This window comes from Streptomyces sp. NPDC048142 (assembly GCF_043202835.1).
Classification (GTDB): Bacteria; Actinomycetota; Actinomycetes; order Streptomycetales; family Streptomycetaceae; genus Streptomyces.
Genome location: NZ_JBIDBC010000002.1, coordinates 56261 through 69665, shown reverse-complemented (window position 1 = coordinate 69665; position 13405 = coordinate 56261). Strand labels below are relative to the sequence as shown.

Below are 13405 nucleotides of genomic sequence, written 5' to 3'. Positions count from 1 at the left end.
TGAAGGCCCCCTACGGCTTACTGCTTACCGCACTGCGGGACCAGCTTCTTCTCTTCCTCCGAGAGGCTGGGGCCGGGAGTGGGAGCGGTGGTCGGCTTGGTCGCCTTGGCAACGGACGTGGCGGAAGTCCTGGTGGCGGGGGCCCCGGCGGTGCCGCCGGCCTCGCCCTCGCCCGTACGGGCCCGGTTCTCGGCGTCGGCCGCGCGGCGCTGCGCGTCCTTCTTGCAGGCGGAGGCCTGCGCGGCGAGCTCGGCGACCTTCTCGCGGGCGTCGGTGATGCTGCCCTCGGCGATGGTCGACTCGACCTGCTTGCGCTGGTACGGCGGCAGGTACTTGAGCTCGATCTCGGGGTGGTTCTTCTCGATCTTCGAGAGCGAGACCCATGCGAGGTCCTGGCTGATGCCCTGGAACAGCGCGACGTTCCCGTCCTTCGCGCCGACGTAGTACTGCGTCTGCGTCCAGCGGTAGCCGCCGTACAGACCGCCGCCGATCACGGCCAGCGCGAGCACGATGTAGACGGATCGCTTCAGCCACTTACGGCCGCCACGCGGCTGGTCGAAGTCGTCGTCGGTGTAGGCGTCGTAGGAGCCGTCCGGCATGCCGTCGTAGCCGACGTCGCCACTGCCGGGCGGGCCGAAGCCGCCGGCGGGCGGGGGCACGGGGCGGCCGAGGCCGGCGGCGCGTCCGGCGGGCGTCTGCATGGCCCCGCCGTCGCCCAGCTGGGCCTGGTTCTCCGCGACCGCGCCGACGACGACCGGCGTGTCGTTGAGCTGCCCGGCCAGGGTGTCGTTGCTGTCGACGTCCAGGACGTCGGCCACGATGCAGGTGATGTTGTCCGGGCCGCCGCCGCGCAGGGCGAGCTGGATCAGCTCCTGGATGGTCTCCTGCGGGCCCTGATAGCTGGCGAGGGTCTCTTCCATCGTCTGGTGCGAGACCACGCCGGAGAGGCCGTCCGAGCAGATCAGATAGCGGTCGCCGGCGCGGACTTCGCGGATGGAGAGGTCCGGCTCGACATGGTCGCCGCTGCCCAGCGCCCGCATCAGCAGGGAGCGCTGCGGGTGGGTGGTGGCCTCTTCCTCGGTGATCCGGCCCTCGTCGACGAGGCGCTGCACCCAGGTGTGGTCCTGGGTGATCTGCGTCAGGACGCCGTCGCGCAGCAGGTACGCACGGGAGTCGCCGACGTGCACCAGGCCCAGGCGCTGACCGGTCCAGAGCAGGGCGGTGAGCGTGGTGCCCATGCCCTCCAGCTGGGGGTCCTCCTCGACCATGACGCGCAACTGGTCGTTCGCCTGCTGCACGGCCGTGCCGAGCGAGGTCAGGAGATCGGATCCCGGTACGTCGTCGTCGAGCGGGACGAGCGTGGAGATCACCTCGGAGCTGGCGACCTCACCGGCCGCCTGACCGCCCATGCCGTCGGCGATGGCGAGGAGCCGGGGACCGGCATAGCCGGAGTCCTCGTTGCCCTCCCGGATCATGCCCTTGTGCGACCCGGCGGCGAAGCGCAGCGACAGACTCATGCGCACCTCGCCCGTCGGCTCGGGGTACAGCCTGTCTCGAGCCACACTGCCCACCCTCCGGTCGGGAACCGGGCAGCGTCCGCCGTCGGGACCGCCGCGGCTCGCTCGCTCCGCTCGCTCATTGTCGTACTACTTCCGCAGCTCGATGACGGTCTTGCCGATACGGATCGGCGCGCCCAGCGGAACTGGTGTCGGGGTGGTGAGCCGGGTCCGTTCCAGATACGTGCCGTTGGTGGACCCGAGATCCTCGACGATCCACTGGCCGTCACGGTCCGGGTAGATCCTGGCATGCCTGCTGGACGCGTAGTCGTCGTCCAGCACGATCGTTGAGTCGTGGGCCCGGCCCAGGGTGATGGTCTGGCCCTGGAGCGCGACCGTGGTGCCCGTGAGCGTGCCCTCGGACACCACCAGCTTTGTGGGTGCCCCGCGGCGCTGCCGGCCGGGCTGCTGGCGCTGCTGGGGCGGCGCCGCTTGTTGTTGGCGACCCTGTTGCGGGCGCGGGTCGGCGGCAGTGCGGCGTGAGCCGCGCTGCGTGACGCGCGTTCCGAACAGGTCGCTGCGGATGACCTGTACGGCCACGATGACGAACAGCCACAGAACAGCCAGGAAACCTAGCCGCATGACCGTCAGGGTCAGCTCTGACATTGCCCCCGCTTCACCCTTCGGCTTGCCGGTAAACGATGGTGGTGCTGCCCACGACGATCCGCGAGCCGTCGCGGAGCGTAGCGCGGGTGGTGTGCTGCCCGTCCACCACGATGCCGTTGGTAGACCCGAGATCCTGGATCGTCGAGGGCGTTCCGGTCCGGATCTCACAGTGCCGGCGGGATACGCCGGGGTCGTCGATCCGCACGTCGGCGTCGGTGGATCGTCCCATCACCAACGTCGGGCGGGAAATCTGATGGCGAGTGCCGTTGATCTCGATCCAGCGCCGCGTCCGGGCGTCCGGCAGGGAGCCGGGCGCGGCCGGCGGGCGCCGGTCGTTCGTGGGGGCCGAGGGCCGCCCGGCGCCGGGCGGCGGGGCCGCGGGCATCGGCGGAGCGGCGCTCGGGGGGTAGCCGTAGCCGCCGGGGGCCTGCGGGGCGGCGGGCCGCCCGGCCGCGGGCTGGGGCGGGGCCGACGGGTCCTGCTGTGACGTACTCGACGCGAGCGTGCGGCTGCGGACCCGGTAGAGCCCGGTGTCGAGGTCGTCGGCCTTCTCCAGGTGGACCTTGATCGGCCCCATGAAGGTGTAGCGCTGCTGCTTGGCGTAGTCGCGCACCAGGCCCGAGAGTTCGTCACCCAGCTGACCGGAGTACGGGCTGAGCCGCTCGTAGTCGGGTGTGCTGAGTTCGACGATGAAGTCGTTGGGGACGACGGTCCGCTCGCGGTTCCAGATCGTCGCGTTGTTGTCGCACTCGCGCTGGAGGGCGCCGGCGATCTCGACGGGCTGCACCTCGGACTTGAAGACCTTGGCGAAGGTGCCGTTGACCAGCCCCTCGAGGCGCTGCTCGAAACGCTTCATGACCCCCATGGGGCACCTCCTCCGTTGTCATCGTCCCTGTACTGCTTACTGATCGTATCCACGCGGCGGGAAATCGGCTGGTTCCCCTTGTCCGGCCTGTGGATGAGTGTCACCCCTCACACGGATCGTAGAGGTGGCTTCCTCACAGTGTCCCGCACTCGGGACGCACTCTGGAGGAGTGGGGGCGACGGTTCGGGGTTCCCGCTTTCCCTCCCGGAGCCGGCGGAACAACGGATGTGAATCCACCCTGTCCACCGTGCTAATCTTCCGTTTGTCGCCAGGCGCTCACCCCACACGGTGAGAGTATGGAACACCACTTATGCGCGAGTGGCGGAACGGCAGACGCGCTGGCTTCAGGTGCCAGTGTCCTTCGGGACGTGGGGGTTCAAATCCCCCCTCGCGCACAACGGCAGTTGCTTGCAGCAGTTGAAGTTGATTCGGGAGAACCCCCGCTTCGGAGAGATCCGGAGCGGGGGTTCTTCGTGTTGTTCCGTGTTTTTGACGGACGGGCGGGGTACGGACAGGCGGGTAAGGGGGAGGCGGCAGCGGTGTCCGCAGCCGGTGATCCACCGGGTACGGGCGCGGTTTCCGGACAGACCGATGGCCAGTGCAACGGCGCACTTGCATACGCTGGCCGCAGAGGTTGGATCGACGGCGGCTCGGCGGTGAAGGGCTGAGCGCACAGAACGTCCCGGAGGCAGGAAATGGCGAAGCAGGCTCGCGCGGTCCAGACGTGGCGGTCGATCGTGGACGCTGCGGCGAGTGTCTTCGACGACTACGGCTACGAGCGTGCCGCCATCTCGGAGATCCTCCGCCGCGCCAAGGTCACCAAGGGGGCCTTGTACTTCCACTTCGCCTCCAAGGAGGCCATCGCGCAGGCGATCATGGACGAGCAGACCTCCACGATCGAGTTCGAGCAGGAGGGGTCACCGCTCCAGTCCCTGGTGGACGGTGGCCAGCAGTTCGCTTTCGCCCTGCGCCACAACGCGATGGCCCGTGCCGGTACGAGGCTCTCCATCGAGGGCGTCTTCCTCGGAGGACCGCATCCGTGGGGTGACTGGATCGACGCGACGGCCCGGATGCTGGAGCTGGGCCAGGAGCGCGGTGAGGTGTTCCCGCAGATCGACCCGATGGTGTCGGCCAAAATCATCGTCGCTTCGTTCACCGGTATTCAGCTGGTCTCGGAGGCCGACTCCGGTCGCGCCGACCTGCGCGAGCAGGTGGCGGAGATGTGGCGCCACATCCTGCCGTCGATCGCTCATCCCGGTGTCATCGCCCACATCAAGCCGGAGGGCCGGGTGGATCTGGCGGCTCAGGCGCGCGAGAAGGCGGAGCGGGAGGAGCGGGAGGGGCGGGAGGCCAGGAATGCCGCAGAGGCCGCAGAGGCCAAGGACGCGGCCTCCCGGCCGGGCGAGTCAGGCCCGCGGGACGGTGGATCCGGCCGCGGTACGAGGTTCGGGCAGGCCGCCGACGAGGCCGACGAGGAGCCGGCGGGTGCGGTGGTGGCGGCCGGAGGGGCTGCCTGAACCGGGCCTGGGGCCTGCCTGCTTCACTAGCGTGTCTACGGCGCGTGTTTGAGGGGCGTCTTTACCGGGCGTGTTTGCGGGGCGTGCCATGTTTCACGTGAAACACCCGATTCGTCAGCGACATCATGATCATCGTGCGCAGCTTCTCCAAGTAGTTCTGGACAAATTCGAAGCTCTCGCGAGGGGTGCCCGGAGCGCACGAACAGCCCCGGCCGGCGACGACGGTCATCGGGGTCCCTGCGGCTGGGGAGTCCGGTCCCGTGTTGTGTCCGACGCGGACGGCCATGACGGATCCATTCCGTCCCTGACTGCTCATGGCATAGCTACTTATCTTTAGTAAGCCGCTTGTGGTGGCGCAGTACTCTAGGGGTATGGCGGATCACAGTGAACAGGCCTGTCGACGGGTCGACGGGGGGATCAGCCGCGTCTTCGAGTTGTTCGGCAAGCGCTGGACCGGCCCTATCGTCTCGGTGCTGCTGCAGCGCCCGGTGCACTTCGCCGAACTGCGCCGGGCGATTCCCGGAATCAGTGAGCGCATGCTCTCGGACCGGCTGACCGAACTCGGCGCGGCCGGTCTGGTGATCCGCGAGGTCGACGAGGGGCCGCCGCTGCGCGTCGCGTACCGGCTCACCGAGGCCGGCGCCGCGATGGAACCCGCGCTCAAGGAGCTCGGGCGGTGGGCGGACACCTATCTGGCGCGGGACGAAGGAGCAACTGGCTGCTGACGGCGTCCCGCCGGACCGGCGGGATGGCGGAACCGGCCGTTGACGCGTCCCACCGCACCGGGGCGCTCCGCGGTTGTCCACAGGGGCTGGCGGGTGTCTGTCCACAGGCCCCGGCGAGGACCGGGAATCGGCGGTACCGTCGTGCTCGGCCGCTGCTGGACACGGCCGCTGGCCGGTCGGACAGCCGGGCAGCCGGAGCGGTACGAAGGTGGGGGGCGACGCTCCATGGGCGGAACCGAGGCGACGATGCCTGAGCAGCGGACTGAGGGTGCGACCGGAGCTGCGGGAACCGAGGGATCGGGCCTGCGCATTCCGGTTGTGCCCGGGTTCGCCCGGCGTGGGGCCGCACATTCACCGAAGACGGCGGGCAAGGCGCTCCGCGACCGGGTCCCGCGGTCCTCGCACGCTTCGCTGGTGCTGCCGCCGGGACGGCCGGACGCGGTGCGGGCGGTCGAGGAGTCGAACCGGGGCCGGGTGCCGGGCCTGACGCCGATACGGGTGGGCCGGATGGCCGCCACGCCGTTCGCCTTCCTGCGGGGTGCGGCCGGTCTGATGGCCCACGACCTGACGGGCAGCCCGGTCACCGGTGTGGGCGCCCAGCTCTGCGGCGACGCGCACGCGGCCAACTTCGGCCTCTACGGCGATGCCCGGGGCAGCCTGGTCATCGATCTGAACGACTTCGACGAGACCGTCTTCGGGCCGTGGGAGTGGGACCTCAAACGGCTCGCCGCCTCGCTGGTGCTCGCGGGCCGGGCCGCCGGAGCCGACGAGGACACCTGCCGCCGGGGCGCGTACGACGCCGTCGGCGCCTACCGGCGCACGATGCGGCTGCTGGCCCGGCTGCCCGCCCTCGACGCCTGGAACGCGATCGCGGACGAGGAGCTCGTCTCGCACACGGACGCGCGTGACCTGGTCGGCACCCTGGAGCGGGTCTCGGAGAAGGCCCGTAACAACACCAGCGCCCGCTTCGCCGCCCGGTCCACGGAGGAGTGCCCCGACGGCGGCCGGCGCTTCGTCGACGCCCGGCCCGTGCTGCGCCGGGTGCCGGACGCGGAGGCCGCGGTCGTGGCCGCCGGGCTCGGCGGCTATCTCTCCACCGTCTCCGAGGACCGGGTGCCGCTGCTGGCCCGGTACGCGATCCACGACGTGGCGTTCCGGGTGGTCGGCACCGGCAGCGTGGGGACCCGGTCGTATGTGGTGCTGCTGCTCGACCACCGGGGTGAGCCGTTGGTCCTCCAGGTGAAGGAGGCGCGTCCTTCGGTGCTTGCCCCCTATCTGCCCGCGGTCGGTTTCGACGTGCCGGAGGTGGCGCACGAGGGCCGCAGGGTGGTGCTCGGACAGAAGCGGATGCAGGTCGTCAGTGACATTCTGCTCGGCTGGGCGGACGTCGACGGCAGGCAGTTCCAGGTCCGGCAGTTCCGGAACCGCAAGGGCAGCGTGGACCCCGCCGCGCTCGCCGCCGACCAGGTGGACGACTACGGGCGGATGACCGGCGCGCTGCTCGCGCGGGCGCACGCGCACAGCGCCGATCCCCGCCTGCTGGCGGGCTACTGCGGCAAGAACGACGAACTCGACGGGGCGGTGGCCGCCTTCGCGGTGACGTACGCCGACCGTACGGAAGCGGACCACGCCGAGCTGGTGCGGGCGATCAAGGCGGGCAGGCTGGCCGCCGAGTTCGGTGTATGACGGGTCCGTGAGGCGGTGGGCCCCGGGGCCGGGGCCCACCGTGTGTGCTGTGCCGCCGGGCCGTGGCCATACGCTGGACGGGTGACCCACGAAGCCGCCGGGGTGCCGACCACCCGGAACGATGAAGACCGGCAGGACAACGACCGGCCGGACGAGCCCCGGCCCGCCCCGGCAGCGCGGGATGCCTCCGGTGCACCGGACGCCCCGGAGGCACCGGGCGCCCCGGATGCTTCCGGGGCCACGGACGCGGACGCCGCTGCCGGGGAGTCCGTCGGTCCCGAGGACGCCGCGCCGCGCCCCGAGGCGCGGCTGGCCAGGGCGGTGCAGGTCGCCGAGCAGGCGTTGATCGAGTTCGAGATCGCGGTGGAGACCTTCCGGGTGGAGGTGGAGAACTTCTCTCGGCTGCACCACCAGAAGCTCGGCCCGATGTACACCCGCCTCGACGAACTGGACGCGCTGATCGCGGAGGCGCGGGCCGCCCGGACCGGGGACCCGGAGGACGAGCGCAAGGCGCGGGAGGCGCGGGCGGTCGTCATGCCGATGCCCGGGGTCGACGAGCTGTTCCACGACTGGATGGACACCGACGGGCTGTCGCCCGAGGCCGCGGCCATGCTCACCGAGCAGCCGGTCCGGCCGCCGAAGCGGGTCAGGCCGAGCGAGGAGGCCCGCAAGCTCTACCGGGAGCTGGCCCGCAAGGCGCACCCGGACCTCGCCCAGGACGAGCCGGAGCGGCAGCGCCGGGACGAGTTCATCGCCCGGGTGAACGCCGCCTACGGGCGCGGTGACGTCGAGCTGCTCAAGGAACTCGTGGCGGAGTGGGCGGCCGGTCCGGCGCAGCAGCCGGCCCCGCTGAGCGAGAGCGAGGGGCTCTACGCCCGGCTGGAGTGGCTCAGCCGGCGCAAGGAGCTGCTGACGGTGCTCGCCAAGGAGCTGGAGGAGGGTGCGATCGGCTCGATGCTGCGGATGGCCCCGGACGACCCGGACCAGCTGCTGGAGGACATCGCGGAGCAACTGCTGGGCGAGGTGTCCCGGCGCGAGGCCGAGCTGGCGGAGCTGGTGCAGTAGCGTTCCGGTTGACTCTGCCGTGTATGTACGAGAGAAGGCATGACCCATGAATTTCGCCCCGCTGCCCTCGGTGGCCGCCGCGGCGGTGCCGTCGGACGGCTTCGTCCTGGATGTCCGTGAGAACGACGAGTGGGCAGCCGGTCACGTCGAGGGTGCGCTGCATATCCCGATGAGCGACTTCGTGGGCCGGTTCGGCGAGCTGACGGAAGCCGCCGAGGACGGCCGGCGCGTGCATGTGATGTGCCGGGTCGGCGGCCGGTCGGCCCAGGTCACCCAGTACCTGGTCCAGCAGGGCGTCGACGCGGTGAACATCGACGGCGGTATGCAGGCCTGGGACGGCGCCGGACGCCCGATGGTCACGGACAACGGGACGCCCGCCTTCGTCCTCTGAGCCCGGTGGGCGTCGACTGAGCCCGGTGGGCGTCGACGCCCTCGTCCTCCGCGTCCCGCCGGGCCGGGTTCGGGGGGCGGTCGTCAGCCGAGCGGGTGGGCGGCCAGCAGGTCGCCCAGGGCCTCCTCATGGGCAGCGGCCGGGCCGAGGGAGAGCTCGATCTGCTTCGCCCAGGCGTGGAAGCGGTGCAGTGGGTAGTCGGTGTCCGCGCCGAATCCGCCGTGCAGGTGCTGGGCTGTCTGCACGACGCGGCGGACGCCGTCGGAGGCCCAGATCTTCGCCACGGCGACATCGCCCGCCACGGGCAGCGGGCCCCCGGCGTCGGTGGAGATCCGCCAGGCGGCCTGCCAGAGGGTGGCCTCCATCGCCCGCAGGTCGATGTAGCGGTCGGCCGCCTGCACCGCCACCGCCTGGAACGTGGCGACCGGGAACCCGAACTGTTCGCGCTTGCCGGTGTATTCGGCGGTCATCGCGAGTACCCGCTCGCCCAGCCCGAGCGCGAGCGCGCAGGTTCCCGTGGTGAGCAGGGACCGCAGCCATTCCCAGCAGCGGGCCGCGTCGATCAGCTCGTGGGCCGCCACGCGCACGGCGTCGAGCCGGACCTCTGCCAGGCGTTCTCCGCTGGTGGAGACCTGGTCGGCCAGGGTGACGCCGTCGCGGGTACGAGGCACCAGGGCCAGGACCGGCCGACCCTCGGCGGTGTGCGCGGGGACGGCGATCCAGTCGGCCACCTGCGCCCAGGGAACCGCGGACTGGACCCCGTCGAGCACCCAGCCGGAGCCCCCGGCCCGGCCGTCGGCCTCCCGGTCGCCCTCCCCGTACGGCCGTGCTGTGACGGCGAGTTCGGCGGGATCGTGGCCGCTGCGTCCGTTGGCCCCGACCGTCAGGATCAGTTCGCCCCGGCCGGCCCGGGGCAGCAGCTCCGCCGCGAGGGAACGTTCGCCGTAGCGCTGGACCGCCATGGCGACCGCGCAGCTCTCCAGCAACGGGACCCTGGCCAGCACCCTGGCCGACTCCCGCAGGACCAGGCAGAGCGCGATCGGGTCGAGGCCCGCGCCCCCGTGGTCCGGCGACAGCGTGAGCCCGAGCAGGTCCGTGCGCGCCAGCTCGTTCCACAGCTGCCGGTCGATGTCCTCCGCCACGGCGCCCGGGGTCAGGGCGGGGCTGGGCGCGCGGTCGGGTGCGACATCCGAGAAGACGGCCCTGGCCGCCTCGACGGCCGCCTGCTGTTCCTCGGTGAAGGTGAAGTCCACTGTCCCGGCCTCCCGCTGCCGTTGACTACCTGACGGGTCGTCAAGATAGAACAGGTTCTATGGGAAGGGAACAGTGCGGCGGCGTACGCGCGCCTCAGCGGTCGAAGTCCAGCTCCACCTCCGGGGTGAGCGGATGCGACTGGCAGGCCAGCACGAAGCCCGCCCCGGTCTCCTCCGGTTCCAGCGCGAAGTTACGGTCCATCCGGACCTCGCCCGATACGAGGAAGGCCCGGCACGTCCCGCACACCCCGCCCTTGCAGGCGTACGGAGCGTCCGAACGGCTCCGCAGCACCGTCTCCAGCAGGGATTCGGTGTCCTGCACGGGCCAACTGCCCGAGCGGCCGTGGAGGGTGGCCGTCAGCACGGCGTCGGACGGGGCGGCGACCTTGACCCCCGTCACGTCGGCGGGGCCTTCGTCGACGTGGAAGATCTCCTGGTGGACCCGGGAGCGGTCGACGCCGAGCGCCCGCAGGGCCTTCTCCGCGCTCCGGACGAGGCCGAGTGGTCCGCACAGGAACCAGCCGTCCACCTCCGGCACCGGAAGCACGGCGGGCAGCAGGCCGGTGAGCCGCTCGGCGTCCAGCCGTCCGGAGGGGAGCCCGGCCGACTGCTCCTCCCGGGAGAGCGCGGTGACCAGCTGGAAGCGGTCCGGATACCGGTCCTTGAGGTCGGCCACCTCGTCGAGGAACATCGTCGAGGCCGCCGTGCGGTCACTGCGGAGCAGGCAGAACCGGGCCGTGGGCTCCCGGTCGAGCAGGGTGGCCGCCATCGACAGCACCGGGGTGATGCCGCTGCCGCCGACCACCGCCGCGAACAGACCCGGGCGCGGCTTCAGGACGAAGCGGCCCATCGGAGGCATGGCCTCCACCTGGTCCCCGACGGCCAGTTCCTTCAGGGCGTACGTGGAGAAGGCCCCGCCCTCGACCATGCGAATGCCCACCCGCAGCACCGGTTCGCCGGGCTGTTCGGTGGCGGGTGCGCAGATCGAGTACGAGCGGCGGATCTCCTGGCCGTCCACGGTGTAGCGCACGTTCAGATGCTGGCCGGGGGTGTGGCGGAAGGTCTCGCGCAGCTCGGCCGGCACGGCGAAGGTCACGGCCACCGCGTCGTCCGTGATCCGTTCGATCGCGCTGACCCGGAGCGGATGGAACATCTACAACTCCTTGAAGTGGTCGAACGGTTCACGGCAGGCGACGCAGCGGCGCAGGGCCTTGCACGCCGTGGAGGAGAACCGGCTGAGCAGCTCCGTGTCCGTGGAGCCGCAGTGCGGGCAGCGCACCGAGAGCGTCAGCGGCACGGGGCCCCCGTCGGCGCTGTGGGCGCGCGGCGGGGCGATGCCGAACTCGGCGAGCTTGCGGCGCCCCTCGGCGCTGATGTCGTCCGTCGACCAGGCCGGCGCCAGGACCGTGACCACGGAGACGTCCCCGACGCCGTGGTCGTGCAGCACCCGCTCGATGTCGGCGGACATCGCCTCGATCGCCGGGCAGCCGGTGTAGGTCGGGGTGAGCTGCACGGTCACCCGGCCCGGACCGTCCACCCGCACGTCCCGCAGGACGCCGAGCTCCGCCAGGGTCAGCACCGGAAGCTCGGGGTCGGGCACGGAGCCGGCGAGGTCGCGCAGCTCCGCCTCCAGCCTTGTGTCGGTCACCATGACGCCCCCGGATGACTGCGGTGCAGGTGCTGCATCTCGGCGATCATGCGGCCGAACGGCTCGGTGTGCAGGCCCTGCCGGCCCGCGCCCGCCGCCCAGCCCCCGGACTGCGGGCCCGCCGGGAGGGTCAGACCGGCCCGCTCGACGACATCGGTGACGGCGGCGAGCCAACTGCTGTGCAGCGCCTGCCAGTCGACACCGGAGTCCGGGGAGTCGAGTCCTTCGACCGGCTGGAACATCTCGCCGGTGAACCGCCACAGCGCGTCCAGGCCGCTCTGCATCCGGCGGTGGCTCTCCTCGGTGCCGTCGCCGAGTCTCAGGGCCCATTGCTCGGCGTGGTCGCGGTGGTAGGCCACTTCCTTGACGGCCTTGGCCGCCAGACCGGCGAACTCGCCGTCGCCGGTCGCCAGCCGCTCGTACAGCAGGTGCTGGTACACCGAGAAGTAGAGCTGCCTGGCGATGGTGTGGGCGAAGTCGCCGTTCGGCTGCTCCACCAGCTGGAGGTTGCGGAAGGCGCGCTCCTCGCGGAGGTAGGCGAGCTCGTCCTCGTCGCCGACGAGCGAGAGCAGCACCCGCGCCTGTCCCAGCAGGTCCAGGGCGATGTTGGCGAGAGCCAGCTCCTCCTCCAGGACGGGGGCGTGGCCGGCCCACTCCCCCAGCCGGTGCGAGAGCACCAGCGCGTCGTCGCCGAGGGCGAGTGCGGCGCTCACAGGTGCTTCACTCCGTCCGGGATCTCGTAGAACGTCGGGTGGCGGTAGGGCTTGTCGCCGGCCGGCTCGAAGAAGGAGTCCTTCTCGTCGGGGGAGGAGGCCGTGATCCCGGTGGACGGGACCACCCAGATCGAGACGCCCTCCGAGCGGCGGGTGTAGAGGTCGCGGGCGTTGCGCAGGGCCATCTCGGCGTCCGGCGCGTGCAGGCTGCCCGCATGGGTGTGGGACAGTCCGCGCCGCGAGCGCACGAACACCTCCCACAGGGGCCAGTCGGTCGAGCTGCTCATGCTGTCTCCTCCACCTGCCGCGCGGGCGCGCTGTTCTGTGCTGATGTCGTGGTCGCCACCTGTGCCGATGGCTGGGGCGATGACGGTGCCGGGGCGTGCTTGGCGGCGTACGCGGCTGCCGCGTCCCGGACCCAGGCGCCCTCCTCGTGGGCCGTGCGCCGCTGGGTGATCCGCTGGTCGTTGCAGGGGCCGTTGCCCTTGAGGACCGCCTGGAACTCGGCCCAGTCGATCGCGCCGAAGTCGTGCCGGCCGAGCTCCTCGTTCCACCGGATGTCGGGATCCGGGAGCTCCAGGCCCAGCGCTTCGGCCTGGGGCACGCAGATGTCCACGAAGCGTCGGCGCAGCTCGTCGTTGGAGTGCCGCTTGATCTTCCACGCCATGGACTGCTCGGAGTGCGACGAGGCGTCGTCGGGCGGGCCGAACATCATCAGGGAGGGCCACCACCAGCGGTTCACCGCGTCCTGGGCCATGGCGTGCTGGGCCTCGGTGCCGCGGCTGAGGGCGAGCAGCAGCTCGTACCCCTGGCGCTGGTGGAAGGACTCCTCCTTGCAGATGCGGACCATCGCGCGGGCGTAGGGGCCGTAGGAGCAGCGGCAGAGCGGCACCTGGTTGGTGATCGCCGCTCCGTCCACCAGCCAGCCGATCGCGCCGACGTCGGCCCAGGTCAGCGTGGGGTAGTTGAAGATCGATGAATAGCGCTGGCGGCCCGCGTGGAGCTTGTCGAGCAGCTCCTCGCGGCTGGTGCCCAGGGTCTCGGCGGCGCTGTAGAGATACAGGCCGTGGCCTGCCTCGTCCTGCACCTTGGCCATGAGGATCGCCTTGCGGCGCAGCGAAGGCGCCCGGGTGATCCAGTTGGCCTCGGGCTGCATGCCGATGATCTCCGAGTGGGCGTGCTGGGCCATCTGGCGGACCAGCGTCGCCCGGTAGGCGTCGGGCATCCAGTCGCGCGGCTCGATCCGCTCGTCCGCCGCGACGGCCGCGTCGAAGGCCGCGATGCGGTCCGCGCCCGCCGCGTCCACCACATCCGCCGCATCCGTCGTGCCGAGCGTCTTCTGCGTCGTCTGGTCCGCAGTCACTGCCGCCATCCCGGGCT

General features: G+C 71.4%; 14 protein-coding genes, 1 tRNA gene and 1 pseudogene. 6 read left to right on the top strand and 10 right to left on the bottom strand.

What is annotated here, in order from left to right; genetic code table 11:
* Nucleotides 1-17 precede the first annotated feature (17 nt).
* From ACGF2Y_RS02850 to ACGF2Y_RS02840, 3 genes are all read right to left on the bottom strand, one after another.
* Complete coding sequence (locus tag ACGF2Y_RS02850) at nt 18-1517, bottom strand: PP2C family protein-serine/threonine phosphatase (RefSeq protein ID WP_392943288.1); 1500 nt, start codon at nt 1515-1517, stop codon at nt 18-20.
* A 129-nt stretch (nt 1518-1646) separates the two neighbouring features.
* Nucleotides 1647-2162, bottom strand: coding sequence for an FHA domain-containing protein (locus ACGF2Y_RS02845; RefSeq protein ID WP_392942695.1), 516 nt, complete (start codon nt 2160-2162; stop codon nt 1647-1649).
* A gap of 10 nt (nt 2163-2172) precedes the next feature.
* Nucleotides 2173-3027 carry an FhaA domain-containing protein gene (locus ACGF2Y_RS02840; RefSeq protein ID WP_392942693.1) on the bottom strand — a complete coding sequence of 285 codons (855 nt, stop codon included), beginning with the start codon at nt 3025-3027 and terminating at the stop codon, nt 2173-2175.
* Nucleotides 3028-3339: 312 nt separating this feature from the next.
* Between ACGF2Y_RS02840 and ACGF2Y_RS02835 the strand changes: the two genes are divergently transcribed.
* Both ACGF2Y_RS02835 and ACGF2Y_RS02830 read left to right on the top strand, forming a co-directional pair.
* Nucleotides 3340-3422: transfer RNA gene (locus tag ACGF2Y_RS02835), tRNA-Leu, on the top strand.
* Nucleotides 3423-3722: 300 nt separating this feature from the next.
* Nucleotides 3723-4544, top strand: a complete 822-nt coding sequence (locus ACGF2Y_RS02830) for a ScbR family autoregulator-binding transcription factor (RefSeq protein WP_392942691.1) — start codon at nt 3723-3725, stop codon at nt 4542-4544.
* A 139-nt stretch (nt 4545-4683) separates the two neighbouring features.
* On the opposite strand, the pseudogene ACGF2Y_RS02825 reads toward ACGF2Y_RS02830, so the two are convergent.
* Nucleotides 4684-4818: pseudogene (locus ACGF2Y_RS02825) on the bottom strand (FMN-dependent NADH-azoreductase); the annotation flags it as partial.
* Nucleotides 4819-4915: 97 nt separating this feature from the next.
* On the opposite strand from ACGF2Y_RS02825, the gene ACGF2Y_RS02820 reads away from it, so the two are divergent.
* From ACGF2Y_RS02820 to ACGF2Y_RS02805, 4 genes are all read left to right on the top strand, one after another.
* The gene (locus tag ACGF2Y_RS02820; protein ID WP_392942689.1) at nt 4916-5269 is read left to right on the top strand and encodes a winged helix-turn-helix transcriptional regulator; all 354 of its coding nucleotides are present in this window, start codon (nt 4916-4918) and stop codon (nt 5267-5269) included.
* Between the two features lie 225 nt (nt 5270-5494).
* The gene (locus tag ACGF2Y_RS02815) at nt 5495-6955 is read left to right on the top strand and encodes a DUF2252 domain-containing protein (RefSeq protein WP_392942687.1); all 1461 of its coding nucleotides are present in this window, start codon (nt 5495-5497) and stop codon (nt 6953-6955) included.
* 81 nt (nt 6956-7036) lie between these two features.
* A complete protein-coding gene (locus tag ACGF2Y_RS02810) occupies nt 7037-8020 on the top strand; it encodes a J domain-containing protein (protein WP_392942685.1) in 984 nt (327 codons plus the stop codon).
* A gap of 46 nt (nt 8021-8066) precedes the next feature.
* Nucleotides 8067-8411, top strand: a complete 345-nt coding sequence (locus ACGF2Y_RS02805) for a rhodanese-like domain-containing protein (protein ID WP_392942683.1) — start codon at nt 8067-8069, stop codon at nt 8409-8411.
* A gap of 83 nt (nt 8412-8494) precedes the next feature.
* Here the strand turns inward: ACGF2Y_RS02805 and ACGF2Y_RS02800 are convergent, their stop codons facing one another.
* The 6 genes from ACGF2Y_RS02800 to paaA all read right to left on the bottom strand — a co-directional run bounded on the left by ACGF2Y_RS02800 (nt 8495) and on the right by paaA (nt 13397).
* Nucleotides 8495-9664, bottom strand: a complete 1170-nt coding sequence (locus ACGF2Y_RS02800) for an acyl-CoA dehydrogenase family protein (RefSeq protein WP_392942681.1) — start codon at nt 9662-9664, stop codon at nt 8495-8497.
* Between the two features lie 94 nt (nt 9665-9758).
* Entirely contained in the window at nt 9759-10817 is a 1059-nt protein-coding gene (locus ACGF2Y_RS02795; RefSeq protein ID WP_392942680.1) for a 2Fe-2S iron-sulfur cluster-binding protein, read from the bottom strand.
* Nucleotides 10818-11315 carry a 1,2-phenylacetyl-CoA epoxidase subunit PaaD gene (paaD, locus tag ACGF2Y_RS02790; RefSeq protein WP_392942678.1) on the bottom strand — a complete coding sequence of 166 codons (498 nt, stop codon included), beginning with the start codon at nt 11313-11315 and terminating at the stop codon, nt 10818-10820.
* Nucleotides 11309-12025 carry a 1,2-phenylacetyl-CoA epoxidase subunit PaaC gene (paaC, locus tag ACGF2Y_RS02785; protein WP_392942676.1) on the bottom strand — a complete coding sequence of 239 codons (717 nt, stop codon included), beginning with the start codon at nt 12023-12025 and terminating at the stop codon, nt 11309-11311. Before paaC ends, paaD begins: the two co-directional genes overlap by 7 nt.
* Nucleotides 12022-12312, bottom strand: coding sequence for a 1,2-phenylacetyl-CoA epoxidase subunit PaaB (gene paaB / locus ACGF2Y_RS02780; RefSeq protein WP_007447213.1), 291 nt, complete (start codon nt 12310-12312; stop codon nt 12022-12024). Before paaB ends, paaC begins: the two co-directional genes overlap by 4 nt.
* Nucleotides 12309-13397: a 1,2-phenylacetyl-CoA epoxidase subunit PaaA gene (gene paaA, locus ACGF2Y_RS02775; RefSeq protein ID WP_392942674.1), complete on the bottom strand. Its 1089-nt coding sequence runs from the start codon at nt 13395-13397 to the stop codon at nt 12309-12311. Before paaA ends, paaB begins: the two co-directional genes overlap by 4 nt.
* Between the last annotated feature and the right edge of the window lie 8 nt (nt 13398-13405).